Source organism: Burkholderia sp. 572 (genome assembly GCF_040545135.1).
Lineage (GTDB): Bacteria > Pseudomonadota > Gammaproteobacteria > Burkholderiales > Burkholderiaceae > Burkholderia > Burkholderia cepacia.
Genome location: NZ_JBEPLH010000028.1, coordinates 65,506 through 89,309 on the forward strand (window position 1 = coordinate 65,506; position 23,804 = coordinate 89,309).

General features: G+C 59.9%; 13 protein-coding genes, 10 pseudogenes and 1 other annotated feature. Of the genes and pseudogenes, 13 read left to right on the top strand and 10 right to left on the bottom strand.

The genetic code is table 11. The annotated features are described in order from the left end of the window. The first annotated feature begins 103 nt into the window (after positions 1-103). The 5 genes from ABIC51_RS35300 to ABIC51_RS35320 all read left to right on the top strand — a co-directional run bounded on the left by ABIC51_RS35300 (position 104) and on the right by ABIC51_RS35320 (position 7,928). Positions 104-610 carry a flavin reductase gene (locus ABIC51_RS35300; RefSeq protein ID WP_226113947.1) on the top strand — a complete coding sequence of 169 codons (507 nt, stop codon included), beginning with the start codon at positions 104-106 and terminating at the stop codon, positions 608-610. 436 nt (positions 611-1,046) lie between these two features. After that, entirely contained in the window at positions 1,047-2,663 is a 1,617-nt protein-coding gene (locus ABIC51_RS35305; RefSeq protein WP_027791966.1) for a TnsB C-terminal domain-containing protein, read from the top strand. A gap of 9 nt (positions 2,664-2,672) precedes the next feature. Then, entirely contained in the window at positions 2,673-3,542 is an 870-nt protein-coding gene (locus ABIC51_RS35310) for a TniB family NTP-binding protein (RefSeq protein WP_034184986.1), read from the top strand. Next, complete coding sequence (locus ABIC51_RS35315) at positions 3,535-4,047, top strand: TniQ family protein (RefSeq protein WP_011548524.1); 513 nt, start codon at positions 3,535-3,537, stop codon at positions 4,045-4,047. The genes ABIC51_RS35310 and ABIC51_RS35315 overlap by 8 nt, the downstream gene beginning before the upstream one ends. Positions 4,048-4,628: 581 nt before the next feature. Further along, positions 4,629-7,928 (top strand): autotransporter family protein, encoded by a 3,300-nt coding sequence (locus ABIC51_RS35320; protein ID WP_354006941.1) that lies wholly within the window; start codon positions 4,629-4,631, stop codon positions 7,926-7,928. Between the two features lie 108 nt (positions 7,929-8,036). Here ABIC51_RS35320 and ABIC51_RS35325 read toward each other — a convergent pair. Next, a pseudogene (locus ABIC51_RS35325) lies at positions 8,037-8,535 on the bottom strand (LysR family transcriptional regulator). Positions 8,536-8,650: 115 nt separating this feature from the next. Between ABIC51_RS35325 and ABIC51_RS35330 the strand changes: the two are divergent. From ABIC51_RS35330 to ABIC51_RS35340, 3 genes and pseudogenes are all read left to right on the top strand, one after another. Then, entirely contained in the window at positions 8,651-9,310 is a 660-nt protein-coding gene (locus tag ABIC51_RS35330) for a carbonic anhydrase (protein ID WP_354006931.1), read from the top strand. Positions 9,311-9,341: 31 nt separating this feature from the next. Then, entirely contained in the window at positions 9,342-9,812 is a 471-nt protein-coding gene (cynS, locus tag ABIC51_RS35335) for a cyanase (RefSeq protein ID WP_354006932.1), read from the top strand. 41 nt (positions 9,813-9,853) lie between these two features. Continuing rightward, positions 9,854-10,003 (top strand): annotated as a pseudogene (locus tag ABIC51_RS35340) (transposase); the annotation flags it as partial. Between the two features lie 98 nt (positions 10,004-10,101). On the opposite strand, the gene nagA reads toward ABIC51_RS35340, so the two are convergent. Then, positions 10,102-11,217 carry an N-acetylglucosamine-6-phosphate deacetylase gene (nagA, locus tag ABIC51_RS35345; protein WP_354006933.1) on the bottom strand — a complete coding sequence of 372 codons (1,116 nt, stop codon included), beginning with the start codon at positions 11,215-11,217 and terminating at the stop codon, positions 10,102-10,104. Positions 11,218-11,324: 107 nt separating this feature from the next. Between nagA and ABIC51_RS35350 the strand changes: the two genes are divergently transcribed. Next, on the top strand, positions 11,325-12,191 hold the full coding sequence (locus ABIC51_RS35350; RefSeq protein ID WP_354006934.1) for a LysR family transcriptional regulator: 867 nt from the start codon (positions 11,325-11,327) through the stop codon (positions 12,189-12,191). A 44-nt stretch (positions 12,192-12,235) separates the two neighbouring features. Here the strand turns inward: ABIC51_RS35350 and ABIC51_RS40955 are convergent. The 4 genes and pseudogenes from ABIC51_RS40955 to cynR all read right to left on the bottom strand — a co-directional run. Continuing rightward, positions 12,236-12,591: pseudogene (locus ABIC51_RS40955) on the bottom strand (transposase); the annotation flags it as partial. Further along, positions 12,572-13,231 (bottom strand): annotated as a pseudogene (locus ABIC51_RS35360) (IS30 family transposase); the annotation flags it as partial. The pseudogenes ABIC51_RS35360 and ABIC51_RS40955, both read right to left, overlap by 20 nt. A gap of 39 nt (positions 13,232-13,270) precedes the next feature. Beyond that, a pseudogene (locus tag ABIC51_RS35365) lies at positions 13,271-14,208 on the bottom strand (IS3 family transposase); the annotation flags it as partial. After that, positions 14,067-14,182, bottom strand: a sequence feature (AL1L pseudoknot). (Overlaps the previous pseudogene by 116 nt.) 235 nt (positions 14,209-14,443) lie before the next feature. Beyond that, entirely contained in the window at positions 14,444-15,340 is an 897-nt protein-coding gene (gene cynR / locus ABIC51_RS35370) for a transcriptional regulator CynR (RefSeq protein ID WP_354006935.1), read from the bottom strand. 114 nt (positions 15,341-15,454) lie between these two features. Here cynR and ABIC51_RS35375 point away from each other — a divergent pair. Both ABIC51_RS35375 and cynS (ABIC51_RS35380) read left to right on the top strand, forming a co-directional pair. After that, a pseudogene (locus tag ABIC51_RS35375) lies at positions 15,455-16,113 on the top strand (carbonic anhydrase). A 31-nt stretch (positions 16,114-16,144) separates the two neighbouring features. After that, entirely contained in the window at positions 16,145-16,615 is a 471-nt protein-coding gene (gene cynS, locus ABIC51_RS35380; RefSeq protein ID WP_354006936.1) for a cyanase, read from the top strand. Between the two features lie 96 nt (positions 16,616-16,711). Here cynS (ABIC51_RS35380) and ABIC51_RS35385 read toward each other — a convergent pair whose 3' ends face one another. Further along, positions 16,712-18,646: a collagenase gene (locus ABIC51_RS35385; RefSeq protein WP_354006937.1), complete on the bottom strand. Its 1,935-nt coding sequence runs from the start codon at positions 18,644-18,646 to the stop codon at positions 16,712-16,714. A gap of 624 nt (positions 18,647-19,270) precedes the next feature. Here ABIC51_RS35385 and ABIC51_RS35390 point away from each other — a divergent pair. Beyond that, positions 19,271-19,555, top strand: a pseudogene (locus tag ABIC51_RS35390) (IS110 family transposase); the annotation flags it as partial. Here the strand turns inward: ABIC51_RS35390 and ABIC51_RS35395 are convergent. Further along, positions 19,541-19,807 (bottom strand): annotated as a pseudogene (locus ABIC51_RS35395) (integrase core domain-containing protein); the annotation flags it as partial. The pseudogenes ABIC51_RS35390 and ABIC51_RS35395 sit on opposite strands and share 15 nt — an antisense overlap. A 219-nt stretch (positions 19,808-20,026) precedes the next feature. Next, on the bottom strand, positions 20,027-21,283 hold the full coding sequence (locus ABIC51_RS35400) for a putative Na+/H+ antiporter (protein WP_354006938.1): 1,257 nt from the start codon (positions 21,281-21,283) through the stop codon (positions 20,027-20,029). Positions 21,284-21,662: 379 nt separating this feature from the next. Here ABIC51_RS35400 and gltS point away from each other — a divergent pair. Next, positions 21,663-22,869 (top strand): annotated as a pseudogene (gene gltS / locus ABIC51_RS35405) (sodium/glutamate symporter). A gap of 334 nt (positions 22,870-23,203) precedes the next feature. On the opposite strand, the pseudogene ABIC51_RS35415 reads toward gltS, so the two are convergent. Beyond that, positions 23,204-23,727: pseudogene (locus ABIC51_RS35415) on the bottom strand (integrase core domain-containing protein); the annotation flags it as partial. Positions 23,728-23,804: the final 77 nt, after the last annotated feature.

The window sequence follows — 23,804 nt, forward strand, 5'->3', positions numbered from 1 at the left end:
GTGCAACGCCACGGGTACTTCACCACGCATGCTTCATGCAAGGACCCGTGGCGCGCCGCCACGAAGCCGCACCGCCGTTCCGTCCACCGAGAGAGGTACCGCCGTGATAGCACTTTCCCCCGACCGCACGACCTTCCGCGAAGCCATGTCCCGTATCGGCGCAGCGGTGAATATCATCACCACCACGACACCTTCCGGCGATGTCGGCATGACGGTGTCCGCGGTGTGCTCCGTCACCGACGATCCTGCTACGGTGCTCGTTTGCATAGACCGGTCCAGCCGTCAATATGGACACTTCAGCAAGGCGGGCATCATCTGCGTCAACGTTCTTTCCCATGAGCACGAGATGCTTGCACCGATCTTCGCGGGCAAGGGCGATGTCCAGATGACCGAGCGCTTCACGTACGGCGAGTGGATCCGTCTCGTCACGGGTGCGCCGGTGCTGGCCACAGCGGCCGCGAGTCTCGACTGCACGGTGGACCGGAGCATCGACATCGGCACACATACGGTCTTTTTCTGCGCCGTGCAGGCGCTACATCTCGGCTCCGCGTGTACGGGCCTCGTCTATCACGGGCGCGCTTATCATCGGCTGCCGCAGCAGCATGCGTGACACGGCGCGGCCGTTCCCCAGCGACCACAAGGCCAGGCCGATTGTTGCCGTTCGAAGTTTCTGCTGACAGTGTCCGCCGATACTGCTGATGGGTGCGTTTGCGGTGGCGTAGTCAGCAAAGGACGAGAGCTACACCGGGACGATGGAAGTCGATGGTGGGCTGCCCCGGCGTTATACAAATAGCCGGTCTTCCGATGTAGAGCGATGACCTGGTGTAGGCGTTCATTATTAGCGCTAGCCGTGTTCAGAAACGTTGCTAGCGGAAATTCTCAAAGAAGCCTCGGCGAACAGGGACTTTTTGAAGCTTTCTGGCGGCTGCTTAGCCGTTGCGTTTCTGCAACGGAAACTTGGCCAATGTTCACTAACGTTGCTAGCACGTTGCACGTGTTCTTTAATACTGCTAGCGCACGTGTCGCGTGGATTGATAGGGATCCATATGGCTTCGATCGAAGAGCGGGCCGCTCGAGCAGCGAAGATTGCGTCCGTGCTTCGACCGCTTGGCAACGGCGTGCTTTCCCGACAGCAGGCTGAACGAGCAGCACAGCTATTAGGCGTTCACTGCACCACCGTATATCGCCTGCGTCGACGTTTCCTCGCAGATCCGGTCGCCAGCACATTAGAGCCAAGGCAGCCGGGTAGGGCGACCGGGGGCAGACTGGACGCCGCCGTCGAATGCGTCATCGACGAGGCCGTGCACGAATGGCTCCCTGATCAGCGACACCTTGCGCATCCTGCAACTGATCTTGTACTTGAGGTGAAACGTCGCTGCAGCGTTGCAGGTCTATCGCCTCCAAGCAGGTCAACAATTGCTCGACGGTGGCTCTCCTATCGCGAGCAGGATGCTTTGGCACGAGCTGCGCTCCCGAACGCTGCAGTTGCCCCTGGCACATTCCAGGTCCGACATCCGTTAGATATCGTGCAGGTTGATCACACGCAAGCGGACATCCTGCTCGTTAGCGAACTGGACGGACAGATTATCGGTCGACCGTGGCTGTCTGTGGCTCTCGACGTTGCTACGAGATGTGTGCTTGGCTTTTATGTCGCAATGGAGAGGCCGGGGGCTGCGACGGTAAGCTTGCTCCTCTCGCGCGTAGTTCTGCGCAAAGAGCCGTGGCTCGAAAGACTAGGCGTTGAGGCTGACTGGCCGATGCGCGGTATCCCTCGAACGCTGCATCTTGATAACGCGGCCGAATTCAAAAGCCGTGCCCTTCGCAGTGGATGCCGCGAGTACGGCATTGAACTGATGTACCGACCGGTGGGCAAGCCGCACTTTGGTGGCCACATCGAGCGGCTGAACAGGACCTTGATGGAGCGCGTACGTGGCCTCCCTGGTTCGACTGGATCGTCAGTCAAAGGGCGCAAGGCGCGCCAGGCCGAAAAGACAGCTTCGCTTACGTTGAAGCAGTTCGAGCAGTGGCTGGCTGTCGAGATCGGTAGGCGTTATCACTGCGGCCCCCACCGCGGTTTGTTGGGACTTCAGCCCGCGCAAAAGTGGCAGGAAACATGGCGAGCAGCGGATTCACGATGCTTGCCAGCTCAACCGGATGCCGAACTGAAGTTTCTGATCCGGTTCCTGCCAGTCGCATCCCGGACCATTCAGCGGGACGGCCTCAAGCTCTTCCTGATCCGCTATTGGCATCCCTTGTTCGCGGCATGGCGGGAAACACGCCGGTCCGTGACGGTCCGCTATCACCCAGAAGACCTCTCGCGCATCTTCGTAAGCGCTGGCAGAGGCAGTTTCGTTGAAGTGCGATACGCGGACTTGCGTCGGCCTCCCATCTCGCTGTTCGAACAGCGAGCAGCTTTGCGAGCTATCCGGGCTAGGGGACAACGGGCAGTATCGGAGAGGGAGATATTCGAGACTGTTGAGCAGCAGCGACAACTGGTCGTCACTTCCCAGCGGGCTACTCGAGCGCGACGCCGCATGGCACGTCAAGCTGGCGGTTTGGTTCCGAAGAGCAGCATCGAAGATCTCTCACTCACTGAACAGCGGCAGGTCGAGCAGGTAAACTACGACGCACCAGTTACCGCGTATGACGTTGAACAGTGGTAGGGGGCCAGCATGAAGCAAGATGATTTCGCGCATCTGCTACCCGCAGCAAGAGATCAGGTCCTACTCGGAAAAGAGGATCGCATAAAGAGTCTGCTACGTGACCGGTGGATCGACTATCCCCGAGCGACTGAAGCCTTACAGCTACTGCAGCGGCTCTATGACACGCCGAGACGTGAGCGCATGCCGTGTCTTCTGCTGCACGGCGACTCGAACATCGGGAAAACCAAGATAACGGCCAAGTTCAGGCGAGCGCACCCCAGCGAGTTCGACGAGAGAACCGGGGTAGAGCGGTGTCCGGTCGTGAGCGTACAGATGCCTCCCACCCCCGATCAGCACCGCTTTTACGCCGCCTTGCTCTTTGAGCTCGGTGCGCCACATAACCCCGCTGCAGGGCTTGCCACACTCGAGCGGCTCGCTCGCGACATCTTGCGGCGGATGTCGCCGCAGATGCTAATCGTAGACGAGGTCCATCACCTGCTCGCCGGAACCTACCGTGAGCAACGCGCCTCTTTGAACCTTCTAAAATACCTAGCCAACGACCTGCAGATTAGCATGGTCCTTGTCGGTACGCGCGATGCCGTTCTAGGGCTTCAGACCGATTCACAGATGATCAGCCGCTACAGACCATTCGAGATCCCAAGGTGGAGGGAAAGTGAAAGTCTTCGCAGGCTCATGGCTGCGTTCGAGAAAGTCTTGCCGCTACGAAAACCATCGAATCTGTCGCGACGTGAGATTGTCCAGCTCGTTCTCGAGATAAGCGGAGGGCTGACTGGCGCCATATCTACGATCCTCAACGAAGCAGCAGAGTTGGCGATCAGGAACGGTGACGAGTGCATCGATATCGCTCACCTAGAACGAGTTGCCCGCGCGTATGTCTGACACCCACCGGCCGTGGCCCATCGCACCTCGCCCCTTCCTGGAAGAGGCGTTTGGTAGCTGGTTGGGTCGAATCGCGGCGCGGTATCAGACGAGCGTAGACCTGATCTGGGAATCGGGCACAGGCGTAGCGATGCCTAGCCTGACCAAGGCCGGCTGGATCCTCTTTCCCCCAGTTCCATCCGCAACTCTGAGCCGTCTATCTCGCGTAGCGCGGCTCAACGATGGCATTCTGAGCATGATCCAGACGCCGCATGAGTGGGTCTTCGACCAGAAGTACTTGGTGTATTGCTTCAGATGTCTTGTTCTGAACGACGCCGATGTCACTGCATCACGGTGGAAGAGGGAGTGGCTCGATCCGTCAGCCGACTACTGCCGGGTGCACCACAGCCTGCTCGAGACTGTTCCGCAATCGATTTTCGCCAGAGCTCCGAATTTCGACGCCGCGCTGCGGGCGATATCACGTTATCGATGCCCACCGCTTAGGCTGAGCAAAACACTACGCTAGCAGTATTAGTGAACATTGCTAGCACTACTTTGGGCACGGCTAGCATTGATTGTGAACTGCTACATCAACCTCCCGCTACGGTCCGTCGAGCCTGGCTGGATTCCGATAATATCGACACGAGACTCACTGCCTGATTGGTCACAAAATTCCGTCTCAGGTCATCGTGGTTGTGCGGTCGCGCACCACACATGTATCCGGCGATGGCGATCTACTGTGCCATTGAGTCATTGCGCATTGCAGCAATTCGGAATGCATTCGATTGTCGGCGCAGTCGCGCGGCCTGCATATCAGCGTGATGGGAAAGACCGATTCGTAGTGACGACGCTATGTTCGCACGTTTGCAAGGAGAGTTTACGAATTGGGTTGAACGCGCTGCACCATCGCCCGGAAGGCCTTGTGCCGCCGCCTGAAAAGGACCTCATCCTACGCCCGCTGATGGATGCCGTAACCGTAAATAGACTTGCGATTATTTCGAGATAAATGATATAACCCGTTCCACGCACCGATTTGCAGCAATAACGTCACCAATAAATGCGAGCGGAACGATGAAAAGAAAAGCGCGGAACCTGGGTTTGGGTGGGATGGCGATCCTGACCGGCGCGATGCCGGTGGGCGCCCATGCGGCATGCTCGGCCACCGCGCCGGGCAGCGGCACGACGGTCACGTGTTCCGGCGCCAATGCGCCGTCGGTCGTGGCCACGGCCGGCAGCACCAACGTGACGGTCAACCTCGATTCGACCGTGACGGGCAGCTATGTGCTGACGTCCACGCCGACGCCGTTTTCCGTCGACACGTCGAGTGCAATCACCAACAACGGCAACCTGTCGATGTCCGGCAACGGCACGGGCGTCGCGAACCGCGGCGCGGTGCTGCTCGGCGTGAACAACGGCAATACGCTCACCAATGCCGCGACCGGCGTGATTTCGACGACTGGTCAGTACAACGACGGGATGGCCGCGAACGGCAACAACAACACGCTCGTCAACAACGGCACGATCACGACCAGCGGCAACAATGCGTACGGGATGACGGCCGCGTGGGGGCAGAGTAATCCCGGCGCGTCGGGCAACCAGATCGTCAACACCGGCACCGTGACGACGTCCGGCAACAACGCGCGCGCGGCGTCGCTGCTCGGCGGCAACGGCACGATCACCAACAGCGGCACGCTGACGTCGAACGGCCGCGATGCGCCGGCCGTCTACATGCAGGGCAACAACGACACGCTGGTCAACAGCGGCACGATCCAGACGACGGGCACCGCAACGAGCGGCGGCAGCGTCGACGCGGTCGTGTCGAACACGCTCGGCAGCTCGTTCACCGCAACGATCACGAACCAGGCCGGCGGCAGGATCATCAGCAACAACGGCATCGGCGTGCGCTCGACCAACGGCGCGACGACGATCACCAACGCGGGGCTGATCCAGGGCGGCGGCGGCACCGCGATCCAGGGCGGCAGCGGCAACGTGACGCTGATCCTGCAGACGGGCTCGCAGATCGTCGGCGCGGCGAACGGCGGCGGCGGCGCCAACACCGTGACGCTGCAGGGCACGGGCACCGCGTCGAACGCGTTCACGAATTTCCAGAGCCTGACGATGGCCGGCACGGACTGGACATGGGCCGGCACCGGCACGTTCTCGACCGCGCTCGTGCAGAGCGGCACGCTGAATCTAACCGGCACGCTCGGCACGACGACGGCGTCGGTCGTCGCGACCGTGAACGCGGGCGCGACGCTGCAGGCGAATGCGTCGAACCTTCCGCTGTCCGTGACCGACAACGGCCTCGTGCGCTTCCAGCAGGACAGCGCCGGCACGTACACGGGCACGATCGGCGGCTCGGGCGCGGTGGAGAAAACCGGCGCGGGCACGCTGACGGTCGCGCCTTCGTCGGCCGGCGGCAACACGTATTCGGGCGGCACGACGATCACGCAGGGCACGTTGACGGTCGCGGCCGACAATGCGCTTGGTGCATCGTCAGGAAGCCTGACGTTCAACGGCGGCACGCTGCAGCTCGGCAGTTCGTTCAATCTGGCATCGGGCCGCGCGGTGTCGATCACGTCGAACAACGGCACGATCGATACGCAGGGCTTCAATTCGACGTTGACGCAGGGCATCGCCGGTGCGGGTTCGCTGACGAAGCTCGGCAGCGGCACGCTGACGCTGAACGGAGCGAGCAGCTACTCGGGCGGCACGAACGTGAACGCCGGCACGGTGATCGTCGGCGACGGTACGAGCGCGTCGGCGGCGCTGGGCGGCGGCGGGCCGGTGACGGTTGCATCGGGCGCGACGCTCGGCGGCTACGGCAGCGTGACGGGCAACGTGACCAGCGACGGCACGATCTCGGCCGCGAATGCGCTGGCAAGCCTCGCGAGCGGCGCGACCGGCAATTTCCGGATCAACGGCAACCTGACCAACGCGGGGCTCGTGCAGCTCGGCGGCAGCGGCGTGGGCAACGCGCTGACGGTGGCCGGCAACTATGTCGGCCAGAACGCGACGATCGCATTGAACACGACGCTCGCCGGCGACGGCGCGCCGTCGGACAAGCTGGTCGTCAGCGGCGGCACGGCGAGCGGCGCGAGCATGCTGAAGGTGACGAACGTCGGCGGCGCGGGCGCACTGACGACCGGCGACGGCATCCAGGTCGTGCAGGCGACCAACGGCGCGACGTCGAGCGCGGGTGCGTTCACGTTGTCGGGCGGCACGGTGAGCGCCGGTGCGTATTCATACTTCCTCGCGAAAGGCGGCGCGGCGGCCGGCACCGGCGACAGCTGGTACCTGCGCAACACGGTGCCGCCGAAGCCGCAGCCGCGGGTCGTTGAACCTGGGCAGCCGGCGCCGCCGCCCGCGACGCCGGTCACGCCGGCGGAAGGCACGCCCGAATCGATCGTCGAAGCCGTCGCCGATGCCGGCACCGGCGGCAGCCCGGAGCCGATCTTCCGCCCCGAAGTGCCGCTGTATGCAGAGGCACCGGCCGTCGCGCGGCAACTCGGCCTGCTGCAGATCGACACGTTCCATGACCGGCAGGGCGAACAGGGGCTGCTGAGCGAGAGTGGCCCGATGCCTGCGTCGTGGGCGCGCGTGTGGGGCGGCAACAGCAACATCAAGCAGAAGGGCGACGCGACGCCGTCGTTCGACGGCACGGTGTGGGGGATGCAGGTCGGCCAGGATCTGTATGCGGACAACAGCCCGAGCGGTCATCGCAATCACTACGGCTTTTTCGTCGGTTTCGCGCGCGCGGTCGGCGACGTGAACGGCTTCGCGCTCGCGCAGCCCGATCTGGGCGTCGGCACGCTGCAGATCAATTCGTACAACCTCGGCGGCTACTGGACGCATATCGGCCCGGGCGGCTGGTACACGGACGCCGTCGTGATGGGCAGTGCGCTGACGGTGCGCACGCACTCGAACGACAACGTGAACGGCTCGACGGACGGCAACGCGTTCACGGGTTCGGTGGAGGCCGGCTTTCCGGTCGCGCTCGGCTACGGGCTGACGCTGGAGCCGCAGGCGCAACTCGTATGGCAGTACCTGTCGCTCGGCAGGTTCAACGACGGGGTGTCGGACGTGACGTGGAACAACGGCAACACGTTCGTCGGCCGGATCGGCGCACGGCTGCAATGGGCGTTCGACGCGAACGGCGTGAGCTGGAAGCCTTACCTGCGCGTGAACGTGCTGCGCTCGTTCGGTGCCGACGACAAGACCACGTTCGGCGGCTCGACGACGATCGGCACGCAGGTCGGGCAGACGGCCGGGCAGATCGGTGCGGGGCTGGTCGCGCAGTTGACGAAGCGCGGCAGCGTGTATGCGACGGTCAGCTACCTGACGAACCTCGGCGGCGAGCATCAGCGCACGATTACCGGCAATGCGGGCGTGCGCTGGGCGTGGTGACCGCGTCCCGACGACGGTGCCCGGATCGAATGGATCACCGTTGACGGCGATCGGGTGCGAAAGGACGACACACTATGCATGCTGAGAGCTGCTGCGGTCGGTCGGAATTCAATGAGCCGCCCCGTACGCGAGCGCCAATTTGACAAACGCCAGAGCCGCCGCCGTCCGGTACGCGCCCTTGCGCTGCAGCAGAACCGCCGTTCGTCGCAGCCGCGATGGTTCGAGCTCAATCGAGACCAGAGCGTCCCGATCGCCGGCAATCTTCGTCGGTAGCAGAGTCACAAGGTTCGTGCGCTGCACGATCTCGATCACCGTGCTGAGCGAGTTGGACTCCATCAGAACACGCGGTCGCACGTTGTGCTGCCGGAAGTAGCGATTGATCCAAATCGTGTAATGCCTGTCGCGCATAGTGGTAATACACCTCCCCCGCATCTGTCAGTCGCGTCACACGCCCTGTCCGGTCGAACAACTGTGTGCCGAGCGTCTCCTCCAGTTGCCGCATCTGTTGTGATAGCGCGGGCTGCGAAACGTACAGTATGTTCCCGGCACGCGTGAAGCTGCGGTGTTCGGCCACGGCCAGAAAGTAGCGGATGCGACGCAGTTGCATGTCTTCTCCTATAAATTTCTCTTATTAATGCGATCACAAATCAGACTTTTACCTTATCGAAAGTCCTGCGTAACCTTCACTCCATCGATTCACCAACCAGCACGGAGGATTTGCAATGCAGGACATCATTGAAGGCTTTCTCAAATTCCAGCGTGAAGCCTTTCCTGAGCGCGCCGGACTGTTTAAGGATCTAGCCAACCAACAGAACCCGCGTGCGTTGTTTATCTCTTGTTCAGACAGCCGCCTCGTACCGGAACTCGTGACGCAGCGCGAGCCGGGCGACCTTTTCGTGATCCGCAATGCCGGCAATATCGTGCCGCCTTATGGCCCGGAGCCGGGCGGTGTATCGGCATCCATCGAATACGCGGTCGCCGCGCTGCGCGTGTCGGACGTCGTGATCTGCGGTCACTCCGATTGCGGCGCGATGACCGCGATCGCGACCTGCAAGTGCATGGAGCAAATGCCGGCCGTCGGCAACTGGCTGCGCTACGCAGACTCCGCGCGCGTCGTGAACGAGGTGCGCATGCATCAGAGCGAAGTCGACCGAATCGACGCGATGGTGCGCGAGAACGTGATCGCACAGCTCGCGAATATCAAGACACACCCGTCCGTGCGCCTCGCGCTCGAAGAAGGGCGCCTCGCACTGCACGGATGGGTCTATGACATAGAGTCCGGCCGTATCGACGCGTACGACGGTGCGACCAGACGGTTCATTTCTCTCGCGGACCATCCTGGAGCCTGCGCGACCCCTGGCCAGCGCCCTATCGCTGCCTGATCTTTTCCTCTCAACCTAACGAGGTATCCCCATGATCCAGTTCCAACACAGTCAGACTGCCCGTCAAGCTCTTTCCGAAACCGTCATCGCTGCAAAGATGCGCAAGAACCTGTCGTTCGCTGAGCTCGCCGAAGGCACGAGCCTGAGCGAAGCATTCGTCACCGCCGCGCTGCTCGGCCAGCATGCGCTGCCGGCCGACGCCGCCCGCGTCGTCGCCGACAAGCTCGATCTCGACGCCGCTGCGGTGCTGCTGCTGCAGACTATCCCGCTGCGCGGCTGCATTGAAGACCGAGTGCCGACCGACCCGACCATCTATCGCTTCTACGAGATGATCCAAGTGTACGGTACGACGCTGAAGGCGCTCGTTCACGAGAAATTCGGCGACGGCATCATCAGCGCTATCAATTTCAAGCTGGACGTGAAGAAGGTCGACGATCGGGAAGGGGGGGCACGGGCGGTGATCACGCTCGATGGAAAGTACTTACCGACCAAGCCCTTCTAAGAGTTTGATTGGCATGCCCGATGGCTGGCGTGCGGCGTCAGCTGGACCGCTGCCGCCATCCGCTCAATACTAGCGTCGTCGAAGGCATCAATAACACCATCAAGGTCATCAAGCGCAGGGCCTTTGGGTACTGCGACGGGGAATACTTCTTCCTCAAGATTCGCGCCGAGTTTCCCGGAATTTTGCAATGAACCAAGTTTTTTGGTGAGGTGCTATCGTTCGGTATTGCTTGCGGCCCGTCGTCGGCTTCAAACAGATGTCCGGAATATCAAGAACCAATCTCAATCCGTCAATTGCGGGGTCCAGTATCTATCGAACGCCCTTCGATCCAGACTTCCTCGATATTCAGTTTCTGGTCGAGCACGACGTAGTCGGCCCATGCGCCAGGAGTAAGCCGCCCACGATCCTGCAGCCCCAGAAAGTCCGCCGGATATCTGGAAACGCGGTTGGATGCATCATTAATAGGCATGCCAAGAGACACGAGATTTCTCAGTGCCACATCCATCGTCAGTGTGCTTGCGGCCAGAGTCCCATCCGCTAGCCGAACCCCCTGGAGGCAGCGCTGTAAGAATACGCGCTGCGCTCCCAGCGAGTATTCGCCTTCGGGCATGCCAACGGCTGAGCATGAATCAGTGACGCAATACAGCTTCGGAATAGCGCGGAAAGCTGCCCTGACAGCTGCGGGATGGACGTGGAGCAGGTCGGGAATAAGCTCAGCGTACTCGGCGTGAGCCAATGCCGTCCCGACAAGTCCTGGAGAGCGATGATGCAGGGAGCTCATGGCATTGAACAGATGCGCAAACCCGCTGGCGCCGCATTGAATGGCCGCAACTCCTTGTTCGTAGGTCCCCTTCGAATGTCCCAGCTGGACCCGGATTCCGCGCTTTACGAGAGTGTGGATGGTTTCGAGATGCCCTTCGATTTCGGGCGCGAGCGTAACCACCCGCACTGTGGCGAGCTTGAGAAGCTCTTCGATTTCCACCAGAACTGCCGGTCGTGCGTGTCGTGGCTGGGCGCCCAACTTGTCCGGATTGAGAAAGGGTCCCTCCAGGTGTATCCCGAGCAACCTTGCGCATTGGGGTGGGCGGACCTTGTTTTCCACCGCCCCGAGTGCCGCCATCGCACCGCGAAGCTTGTCTTCTGGCGCAGTCATTGTTGTTGCAAGAAAGGCGGTTGTACCAGTCCTTGCATGCGTTGTGGCGATCACATCTGCGGCGTGCTCACCTTCCATGAAATCGAAGCCGCCAGCACCGTGAACGTGCAGGTCGATGAACCCTGGCAAGATATATCCTTGTCCCGGGACGGGGGAATCGCATGACTCTGCGTGGATTCCGGTGATGGTGCCGTCGGCGCCGGATTCAAGCGTTCCGAACGCCCAGCCTGTCGATGTCAGGATGTTCTTCATTCGATTTGCCAGATCCTCTCGTCAGAAAAATGGAATGGAGCAAATTAAACGCCGTCGACGATCATGTGTCCAATGACATTTAGTGGGTGCAGTGATACGTTTCACACATGGAAATCTCTCTACTTCGTTCATTTCTCGTACTTGCGTCGACGCCGAATTTCGGCAAGGCAGCGGTTATCTTGAACCTTTCCCAACCGGCGCTCAGCCGGCAGATCAGCAAACTCGAAGAGGAGCTCGGGGGGCGTCTGTTTACCAGGGGGCGAAGAGGAGCTCAGTTGACCGAGCTTGGCCAGATTTTCGTAGTCGAATCGAGACAACTCGTAGACCAGCACGATACGCTTCTCAAGCGTGGACGTCGCATAGCCACCGGAGAAGTGGGCGAGCTTCGTATCGGATTTGGATTCTGGGCGATCAACATTGTCACCAAGTCAGTACTGCGTTTTCGACACTTGTATCCGGACGTCCGGGTTCAACTTAGCGATCTGTCATCTGCCGATCAGGCCAAGGGGCTGACGGACGGATCGCTCGATATCGCGTTTATGCGACTGACGAAGGACAGGACGTTGCAACAATCTTGTTTGACTACAGATTATCCCGTATTTGTCTTGCCACATGACTTCCCGATGGCTGACAGTATGGTTTCCATGAAAACACTTTTCGATCAACCGTTTGTCTTGATCGCCCGTGACAGAGCACCGGACTTTCATAGGACAGCCATGATGCTGTTCGAGCGCTACGAGATTCACCCGCATCTGATTCAGGAGGCTAACGAGTTTTATTCGGTTCAAGCGTTGGTTATGGCTGGGCTGGGCGTTTCGTTGATGCCTGCATCTGCAGTCAACCTGTCAATTGAGGGATTACGCCTGCGATTCGTTCCTGCGAGCAGACGAAAATGGGAACTTGGCGTGGCCGTACGGAAGGGGTATCTGCCGGCGCCAACGAAACGATTCCTGGATCTGGTAGGAATCGAATGATCATAAATTGTACGGAAGACCTCTGATCGCGAGAATCTAAATGGCTCGAAGCGCCCGCCGGCGATGCGCCTACGACCTCTGATGGAACCAGAATCCTTGGCATAGAGTGCCACGCCAACAAGGGCGCAGATTTGGCGCCGATTGAGATGGCCCAGTTCAGGCAATTCCGCAATCAAGGTCGTCGCGGCGACGCGGCCGACGCCTGACACGTCTGGAGATGACGGCGCGGTGCTGCTCGACGCGACCGAGCATCTTGACGTCGACATCGTCAAGCTGACACGCGATGGCTTCGAGCAGCGCTTGGATGCTCGAACGTGTGACCGGAGCCGCCAGATCCTGCTGCGGGATCGCTCAGCGGAAGTACGAAGCGCTCGGCGGATTCAACCGGTCGATGCAACAGCTTGATGGAATCGTTCAGCCGGTGTATCGAAGTTTAGTGTTTTGCGTGGACGTTCGTTGAGCCACCGGGCAATGGCGTTAAGCTTGGCTTGCGAGTAGGCAGAGAGGTCCGTTCCTTTTGGGAGGTACTGTCTCAGAAGCCCATTCGTGTTATTGTTCGTGCCGCGTTGCCAGGGATGCAGGGGATCGCAGAAGTAGACCTTGATGTCCGTCGCGACAGTGAAGCGCTTGTGGCCAGCCATCTCCGTGCCCCGATCCCACGTCAGCGATTTATCCAATTCCTGTGGAAGCTTGCCGGCGTGTCTTATCAGAGCATTGACGACAGCCTCAGAGTCCTTGCTGGCAATCTTTACCAACATCACGAACCGGGTCTGGCGTTCGACGAGTGTTGCAATCTGACTGTTGGCGTTGCCGAACAGCAGATCGCCTTCCCAGTGCCCGGGTATGGCTCGATCCTCGGCTGTGCCCGGGCGTTCACTGATTGATATGGCATCGCGGATGTTCGTGCGGTCCTCGGTCTTCAGTGTGTGTTGACGCGATCGACGCATGGCCCGAGAACGGCGCAGGTGTTCCAACAGCTCTCTTTTCAGCGCACCACGGGCCTGGATGTAGAGGCTCCGATAGATAGTCTCGTGCGACACCTGATTGAACCGCACCGGGAATCGTGGAGGCTGGTTGGTTTAAGTTAATGCAGGCACGTCAGCGGCATTTCTGAGTTGCCTGTAGGAGTTTGCCTCAGCCTCAGCGGGCGGGATATAGCCGAGCGGTTCCATCAGCCGATGATGGCTGTACCAGGCCACCCATTCCAGCGTCGCCAGTTCGACGGATTCCCTCGTTTTCCACGGGGCGCGCGGATGAATCAGTTCCGTCTTATACAGGCTGTTGATCGTTTCAGCCAGCGCGCTGGCGTAGCTGTCGCCTCGACTGCTGACCAACGGCTCGATGCCAGCCTCGGCCGGCTGCTCGTTGTAGCGAATGCGGACGTATTCGGCGGATTCAACCGGTTGGTGCGCGTACAGCGCCCAGTCGAGTGCGTCCAGAACAAAGTCCGCGGTCATCGACGATCTGACGCGCCAGCCAGCGATACGACACGTGAACACGTGGATCACGAATGCCACATACAGTCAGCCTTGCCATGTCGAGACATACGCAAAATCCAACACCCAGAACTGGTTCGACCAGTCGGCCTTGAACTGCCGTTGACTCGGTCGAGTAGGCATGATGCGATCGCATCGGAAATCCTTGTGCGACCTCGCCTACCGCGAACTGCGCCGCGCAAACCCTGCAGGTTCATCAACCGTCCGATCGAGCAGCGTGCCACTGCAATGCCTTCCCGGTTCATCCGTTTACAGACCTTCGGCACTCCGTAGCCTTGCATGTTGGCCGGCGAAATACGCCTGATCCCCGGTTGCAAAAGCTCATTGCATTTTGCGTGAGCACAGCGCTTCGATGGATCGCAAAGCGTCGGCAGCCCGACGGGGCAATCCGCAAGATCTTGCTGATCAGCTCGCCCCGAAGATGTCGCGATGCTGATCAATGAAAGCCTTCAGGACTTGAAACGGTGGTCGGCCTCTGCCTGGGCGAAAAACGTGCTCGCCAGCTTGCGTATCTCGTTGGCTCAGGCCACCGGACTCGGTGCCGTCGCTGCACCAGACGATACGACCGATTGCCACCCTTGGCGGCTACCTGAATTGTCGCCATGATCCACCGCCCGGCGCCACTACCATCTGGCGATGGCTTCCGCGTCTTGCACGAAATCACTGAGATGTTCCGCATCTCTAATTCAGGTTCGTAACTTGTGGGTAGGGCTCAGGCCTAAAGGCGAGCGAGGATGCAACAAAACCGCATCCCCGTCACCCCCCACGCACAACCTTCGCCGCTCCGTGCACAAGCGCCAATTCGACAAATGCCAATGCCGCCGCTGTCCGGTACGCGCCCTTGCGCTGCAGCAGAACCGCCGTTCTGCGCAGCGGCGATGGTTCTAACGCAATCGAGACCAGATCACCTTCGTCACCGGCAATCTTCGCCGGTAGCAGCGTCGCTAGGTTCGTGCGCCGCACGATCTCGATCACGGTGCTCAGGGAGTTCGACTCCATTAGCACGCGTGGCCGAACGTCGTGCTGCCGGCAATAGCGATCGATCTGCCCGCGTGTCACAAACTCGGCAGTGAGCAGTACCAGCGACACATCGTTCAGCGTGAGCAGGCCTACCGAGTGCATTTTCGCGAACGCGTGCTCCCGGTTCACGACCAGCGCGAGCGTCTCCACCAGCAATTTTTGCACGTCGATATCCGCGGCGCTCACGTCCTCAAACGCGATACCGACGTCCAGTTCGTCGTCGACAAGCAACGTCTCCATGCGCTCCTGCGACATCTCCTTCAATGAGAGTGCGATCTCCGGATAGCGACTGTGGTAGTCCTCGACGAGCGGCCCGACGAGATAGGTTGCAAACGTCGGCGTGACCGCGATCCGCAGCGAGCCGCGGCTCAGATCGTGAACGTCGTGGATGGCACGATGCCCCTCCTCCAGATCGTGCAACGCCTGCCGCGCATAGCGGGAATACACTGCGCCTGCATCCGTCAGTCGCGTCACGCGTCCCGTCCGGTCGAATAACTGCGCACCGAGTGTCTCTTCCAGTTGCCGAATCTGTTGCGACAGTGCGGGCTGCGAAACGTATAGGGCATTCGCGGCGCGCGTGAAGCTGCGGTGTTCGGCCACGGCCAAAAAGTAGCGGATGTGTCGCAGCAGCATGTCCATTCCTATAAGTCTGTCTTATGGACTCGATAAAAATCAGTCCTTTATCCAATTGAAAGCGAGGCGTAATCTTCGCTCCATTGAGTCGCCAATCAACACGGAGGACATACCATGCAGGACATCATCGAAGGCTTTCTCAAATTCCAGCGTGAAGCCTTTCCCGAACGCGCCGGTCTGTTCAAGGGTCTCGCCAACCAGCAGAATCCGCGCGCGTTGTTCATCTCCTGTTCGGACAGCCGGCTCGTGCCCGAACTCGTCACGCAGCGCGAACCGGGCGATCTGTTCGTAGTCCGGAATGCGGCAACATCGTTCCGTCGTATGGCCCGGAGCCGGGCGGTGTATCGGCATCCGTCGAATATGCGGTCGCCGCTTTGCGCGTGTCAGACGTCGTGATCTGCGGACACTCCGATCTCGGTGCGATGACCGCGATTGCGACCTGCCAGTGCATGGAGCACCTGCCGGCCGTTGGCCACTGGCTGCGCTACGCCGATTCCGCGCGTGTCGCGAACGGGGCACGCACGCACCAGAGCGAGCACGATCGACTCGACTCGATGGGCCGCGAGAACGTGATCGCGCAGCTGGCGAACATCAGCACTCATCCGTCCGTTCGTCTCGCGCTCGAAGAAGGGCGCCTCGCACTGCACGGATGGGTCTATGACATAGAGTCCGGCCGTATCGACGCGTACGACGGTGCGACCAGACAGTTCGCTTCTCTCGCGGACCATCCCGGAGTCTGCGCGCCCCTTGGCCAGCGCCATATCACTGCCTGATCTTTTCTTCTCAACCTAACGAGGTATCTCAATGATTCAGTCCCAACTTAGCCAAACCACCCGTCAAGTCCTTTCCGAAACCCTCATCGAAGCAAAGGTGCGCAAGAACCTGTCGTTCGCTCAACTCGCCGAAGGCACAAACCTGAGCGAAGCATTCGTCACTGCCGCGCTGCTCGGCCAGCATGCGCTGCCGGCCAACGCCGCCCGCGTTGTCGCCGACAAGCTCGGTCTCGAGGAGGACGCGATGCTGCTGTTGCAAGCCATCCCGCTGCGTGGCTGCATTGAAGAGCGAGTGCCGACAGACCCGACCATCTGTCGCTTCTACGAGATGATCCAGGTTTACGGCACGACGCTGAAGGCGCTCGTTCACGAGAAATTCGGCGACGGCATCATCAGCGCGATCAACTTCAAGCTCGACGTAAAGAAGGTCGAAGATCCGGAAGGCGGCTTACGCGCTGTGGTCACGTTCGACGGGAAGTACTTGCCGACCAAGCCCTTCTAAGTGATTGATTGATACGCCAGGCCGATGGCGTGCGGTGCCGGCCGCGTGAGACGCGCCTATGTCGCTCCACACTTGCATTCACGCGACCGCGCTTGCTTATCTCACCGTCGGCAGCGGGGGCTCACCTGCCGTCGTTGCGTTGCGTGCCCAATCGGCGAATTCTCTGTCGTAGCGGCGACCGATGTACGCGACATAGTTCTCGTAACCGTCGTAATCGCCAGCACGGAAGCGTGACACGATTGTGTCGACATCGGCGCGATGGCGCTCGAACATGAAGCGCGTCGCCATGTAACTCCATCGATATGCACGCGCGACGTAGTCGCTCGAGGAGTAACGCGTCTCGAGCACATCCGAGAACCGGTATGCACCCGTCTGCGCGGCGTCGATCGATTCCTGGTTGCCGTTCTTTCTAGACAGATATTCGGCAGCTCCCTCGATCCACCAGACAGTCGGCTTCGCGGTGCTCGATACGAAGTCGCCCGCCAAATTGTAGCGACCGTCAAGGTAATGTGTAAACTCGTGCTCGAGATTCCACACCTTGAAATCTGGTCGCAGCCACGATGCCTCGTGAGCGACGAATCGCGCCTGATTGCCGGGCACAGTCGGATCACCTTCGAGATAGATGCCGCCGTTGTCCGTGCTGACTCCGTAAATTGCCGAAGCATACTTGCGATAGTTCGCGTAGTCATCGAAGACGACAAGCTCGATCGTGTCGTTGCGATCGCCCACAACCGGCTTGCGTCCGGTCTTCATCATCCGATGGAAGTAATCGCCCTGCTGCGCGACCGCCGCGCATACTGACTGCAGCTGCGGCACCGTCATGTCCTGTGCGAGAATACGCACGCTCGTGCTACACGCGTAACGATGCGTGAGTACCGCGTCGGTCAGCCGCCTCTTGTAGTCGCAAGTGCCGTAGTCCGCGCAGTTGCCAGGATCGTCATAGTCGGCCGCTTCAGCCGCCGTGAGCCACTGATCGCTGTCCGCGCCCGTCATACTCGTCGAAGCGAGCATGTCCTGGACCATCCTCTTCACCCGCGGCTTCTGTGTCGGATAGCGGAGAAAGCGAAATGCTTCGCGCGTCGCGTCGGCTAGCTGGTAGGCGGCGCTCGTGTTCGAAAGGCTCGCGCGGTTCGCCGCGGCGAAGCGATTGAGCGTCTCCGGCAGTGTCGCATCGCTGTCGAGCATCTGCTGCGCGTCGCTGCGCTGATGCGCGTAGAAGAACACCGTCAGCAAACCGGTGAAGCCATCTGCCGCACTCCGCTGCAGCAGCGGCGCCGCTGCCTGCGGATTCGTCGCGCTCGACGTATAGAGCGCAACGCGGTTCATCAGCGTCGGCAGATAGTATGCCTCGTCCTTCATGTTCGTGATGAGCTTCATCAATTCGTTCGCGGTGCTCGGTGCACGCGAATTCTCACGATATAGTGCATCACCGTCGAGGCTTCGCTTGATATACGGACGCAGCGACACCGCAAGATTCGGAATCGGGTTGGCGATGCCTGATACATCATATTGGTAATAAGCGGAACGCAGATAAATCAACAAATTTGCCAATATCAAATTGCTCGCATCATATCGATATACCTCTCGCACGAAACGATTCGCGACGGCATTTACATTTTCGGCATTAAAAACCCGCGCGGCCAACGTTTGGTCGACTGAGAACAGACCGTAGTGGCATTCGTAATCGGGAAGATTCGCGATGTAGTCGGCCAGTGCTGTGCCGCGATACTGAGTCATCACTGACATGTCGCGACAATCTGCACCTGGTGCGCTGCGTTTGCTGCGCTTGGCCGGCTGCAATTGTTGCAACGGCTTAGTCAATGCAGTGCGGTCCTGCTCGCTGAGCGGCAGGTTGTACGCGGCCTGTTCCGGCGAGACTGGCAGATTCTGCGGCACGCGCGGCATGAGCGCCTGCTTTTGCTGCGTCGGCAGCGTATTGGCCCACGCCGATCCAATCAGAGCCGCGAATACTGACATTGTGACAACAGCGGACCAACGAAAGGTTTTGCGAGAATTCTTGGCTATTGGCATTTGACTTGTCTCCAGTTATTTGGGAAACTCGACGATATATTACATTTTGCTTACATGTCAATTTCAATTTATATCGTTTAGAATATCAACTCAAAAATCTCATGATGAACTGCACCTTCAAAGTCGGATTTCTCCGGTCTGACGTTTTGGGGCATTTGTCATGGCGAAGTGCCGCGAGGAGCTTCGACGACAAGTCGTTCAAGCACATCTGATGGAGGTGCTTGGCTCGATCCGACTGGCGAAACGTCACTCCCTGATGTACGTGAGATTCGGGTAGGGTCAGCTTCGTCATGACCGTGCGCGATGAACACCCGAGACCGAGAGCCGGCCGAACCAACGTATGTCGATGACGCCGGCTGGATGCTGTCGGCTGGTAACGCGGAGGCTGCGGGCAAGAGCCCATTACTATTTTCCCGTCTCGATAATCGGGGTTTTGGCCAGCCAAGCCCGGCATGATTCCCGCCCCCAGTCGCAGTCGTGATCCCGGGAGGGGGCCGGGCCTGGTGGGTGCCTGGTGATCGCTGATAGGGGTCCGGCCGGGATATCCCGACACCGTCCGGAACGTGGATGCCGTGACTTGCCACCGTTGTTGCAGGCCAATCCGTTCACTCTGCGCAAACTGCGATGCAAGACACACAACAATGTGATGCAGTCGCTGTCTTCGTCGGCGTCGATATCGGTATAGGCCAGCATCACGCCGTCGCACTCGATCGAAACGGCGAACGTCTGTACAAAAAGGCACTACCCAACGACGCAGCCAAGCCGCGTGCCCTCATCGCTGAACTCAAGACTCACGGCCGACTCCTGTTCATCGCCAACCAACCCTCCACCATCGGCGCGCTCCCAGTGGCCGTCGCCCGCGCTGAAGGCATACTCGTCGCCTATCTGCCGGGACTAGCTGTGAAGCGTCAAGAGGTTGTTTCTCGACGCGGGAAGTCTGGCCATCGGCGCAATTCCTCCGATGGCGCTGTGGGCACGATGCCAGTTGTAGTGATGCTGCCAGCTTGCCAAGGCATCGCTGCGGTGGGCGGAGCTTTGGTATGTCCAGGCGTATGCCCACTCGCGCAAGGCCGATTGGATGAAACGCTCAGCCTTACCGTTGGTCTGCGGACGATACGCCCGTGTAAATTTGTGCCGGATACCCAGTAATTGATAAAACCGAAGGCCTCGGTAAAACTGGCGGGCTTTCTTGAGGTCGCCGCCACGAAGCTACATTGACGTCGTCGCAATCAACAAGTGCCGCAGGTTGTCGCGCACATTCAGAAGATCGGAGCCGCGTGCGAAAGCGTGACCGCCCACCAGTCAACGAAAACTGAACGCTGATGAAAGCGATTCTCAAGCCACCGTCCCGCGCTCGCCTTCGGATCAGGATGATGCGCTTCAGAGGAGCAACAACGCGGCAGACGCGACGCAGGTCGGCACAATGGTCGCCGCAAGCAACCCGATCACACTCACCGATTCGTCCTCGAAGCCGCTACGAACGATGGCGAGGCCGGCCGGGTTCGGTGCATTGGCGATCACCGTCAGCCCGCCGCCAGCCACCGCTCCGGCTACGAGCATGTACTTCGCCTCGTCCGGCATGCCCGTGATCAACGAGCCGAGATAGGTGATCGCCGCGTTGTCCATGACGGCGGTCAGGCCGAGCGCGCCCGCATACAGCGCATAGGCATCCATCGAACTGACGATCGGTTGCAGCCACCACTGCTGTAGCCCGCCGAGCACAACGAGCCCGCCGAGGAAGAACGCGACGAGCAGACTCTCGCGCAGCATCAGCGGCGACTGGTAACGCTCGTACGCGGCCGTGAAGCCGAGGAAGAACAGCAGCAAGCCGATGAACACGACAGGATGATGTGCGCCGAGCACGACACCGACCAGGAAGCCAAGATGGATCAGCGTCACCCCGGCCGGCACCTGCACGCCGCCCGCGTCCCCGGCGGCTGCCGGGGCCTTGGCGAGCGCGCCGCGCATCAGCGCCGTCAGTACCGTCGCGTTGACCACTACCGCCACCACGGCCTTCCAGCCGAACTGCGCCGCCATGAACGTGCTGTCCCAACCCCACGCGGATGCAACCATCAACACGGGCGGCGCCGCGTAAGCCGTCAGCGTACCGCCGATCGACACATTGACGAACAGCACGCCAAGCGCGAGGTACTTCCAGCGTTCCGCGATCGGCGTTCGGAACAACCGGCCGCGCAGGATCAGTGCGGCGAGCGTCATTGCAGCCGGCTCGGTGATGAGCGACCCGAGCAGCGGAATCAATGTCAGCGACAGCCAGACCACGGCCACGGTCGTATCAACAGGAATCACGCGGGCAATCCGCAGCACGAGATCCGTGACGGCGTCGAGGATCGGCTTGCTCGCGGCGATTACCATGATCGTGAACACGAACAGCGGCTCGGCGAATTCGCGCGACTCCGCATAATCAAGCGCGAGCTTCGGGCCAGCGAACACAGTTATCGCGATCAGCAGCACGAGCGCCCAGAAGCCGAATACTACCTCGACCTCGCCGAGGAAGTGGAACAGCCCCGCGTGGCGCGGGTGGCGATGCGCGAGCACTTCGAAGCGCTTTGCGAGGAACGTATGCAGCAGCGCAAGACCGAAGATGACCGCGCCAACTATTTCGACGATGTGAGGCATGGCGGATTCCCACGAATGGACCTGCGCGTTGGTCCGGTTAAAGAAAAAAGCTCGTACGACCGACCGTTACACGGTAAGGACTAGACTTTCTGGCCGCCACCCAAGGAATCGTGTCGGCATGCGCCTATCTCTTCCGGAAGAGCGATGGAAAAGGAAAGAAAATTTCTCGGATAATCTGCGGACGATTGTAAACAGGAAAGCGTCTTGCGACTGCCATCCGTGTACGAAAGCACATCGTTCCAGTACGACAACAGCGCTTCTAATTTTGCACCGCACCATGAAGCGAGCGAGAAAGCACTTGTGAATAATTGCATGCCGCCATTTCGTGGTGGTAATGTTCGCGGATAATATCGCATCACTGAATGATCTGGATACGCTCATGCAAATCGACACCTACGGCACACTCGTCGCGGCGTCTCTCGATTTGCTGCTTGGTCAATGGCTAGTCACACGCATCGGCCTGCTCCGTGCCTACACGATCCCAGAGGCTGTCGCGGGCGGGCTGATCGTCGCGTTGGTGCTCACCGCGCTGCGTGGTGTCAGCGGCGTCGAAGTTCGTTTCGGCACGGCGATGCAAACGCCACTGTTGCTCGCGTTCTTTGCATCGATCGGCCTCAACGCGAAACTGTCGAGCCTCAAGTCTAGCGGCCCGATTCTGGTGCGCTTCCTGCTTGTTGTGTCGGGCCTGCTGATCCTGCAGGATGCGATCGGCATTGAGCTCGCGAAAGCGATCGGCCTCGACTCGCTACTCAGGCTGCTGGCCGGGTCGGTCACGCTGTCGGGCGGGCATGGCACAGGCGCCGCGTGTAGCAAGGTATTCAGCGAACATCATGGCCTGCAGTCGGCAACCGAAGTCGCGATCGCGTGCGCAACCTTCGGACTCGTGTTGGCTTGCCTGCTCGGTGGCCCGATCGCGAATCTGCTGGCGCGCAACCTGGCAACACCCGGCGTCACGGCACCGCATGCGCTGCAAGTCACCGCCGGCGACATCGGTAGCTTCGAGCATCCGAAGGAACTGCAGTCGATGACGCCGTCGGCGTTCATCAACACCCTCGCGCTGCTCGCGATCGCGCTGTCGGGGCACGGCGCTCGAATCGCTGATCCGCGGCACGGTTTTCGAGCTACCGACCTTCGTGTGTGTACTGTTTGTCGGCGTGCCGTTGCGCAACGGTCTCGCGCTGATCCGCTGGTGCGTCTCTGAACACGTCGCGCTGCTAGGCAACGTCAGCCTGTCGTTGTTCCTTGTGATGGCGCTGATGACTCTGCGGTTATGGGAGCTCGCGTCGCTCGTGCTGCCGATGCTCACGCTGCTCGGTGGGCAAGTCGTGTTGATGGTGGTCTATTCAATCTTCGTGACGTTCCGCTTGATGGGGAGAAACTACGATGCCGCCGTGCTCGCGGCCGGTCATTGCGGCTTCGGGCTCGGCGCGACACCCAGCGCGATTGCGAATATGCAGGCGGTGACCGCGCGCTTCGGGCCATCACACATGACTTTCGTCGTTGTGCCGATGGTCAGCGCGTTCTTCATCGACATCGCGAATGCGATAGTGATCAAGTTTTTTCTGGCACTACCGATCTATGGCTGATGCCTCGCTTCGTATCGAATGCGCGAAAATCTGGAAAATTACTTCAACGGAAACGACAATTCGTTATATTTTTGACCAGTCAAATAGATCTAAACGGTGCTCTGTGGCAACCTTACCATCTCTATATCTTGAATAGCGGAGAATTATGTCAGCCAATTTTCAACAAGAAGTACTTCATCTCATTCTTCAGTTTTCGAATATGACCGATTCGAGCCAGCAGCGGTTCATTTCATTGATGAACCAGTATCTATTTGCGTCGCTATCGCGACGCCAGACAATGAAGAAGGAATGGAAAGCTACTTCCGTATTTTCCCCCTCTAATCCAGAATCAGAATTATTCTCGTTCGGAAGTAGAGATTTCCGGCTTGATTGAGTGATCGGGCGAGACGGATTTCCTTGCCTGACGGGAGAATTCGGCAGGCGTCATCCACTGTAATGCGGAGTGGGGACGAACCTCGTAATAGTAGGTTCGCCAGTCGTCGATTTTGCTCCGCGTGTCGGCCAATGAAAAGAACCAATGCACGTTCAGGCATTTCTGCGCGGAAGTGTTCGTTAAAGCTTTCGACATTGGCGTTGTCAGTTGGTGTGCCCGGTCGGCCGAACCCCCGTTCAACGCCGTGTTCATAGGCCCAGCGATCCATTGCCTTCGAGATGAACTCGCTGCCGTTGTCGACCTTGACCGTGGCAAGGTACCCGCGCATGGCGGTGATACGCGTCAGCGCTTCGACCACGTGTTCCCCCCTTCAGACTCTGGCCGACCTCGATGGCCAGGCATTCCTGTGTGTAATTGTCGACGACGGTCAGTGTCCGAAGACGTCGCCCATCAAACAGGGCATCTGCAACTAATGGTATGGTCCACCCGCTTCTTCTATCGTAGTGGCGCTACCACCCATGGAGGCTGCCATGAACTCGGTCACGTTAGGAATCGATCTCGG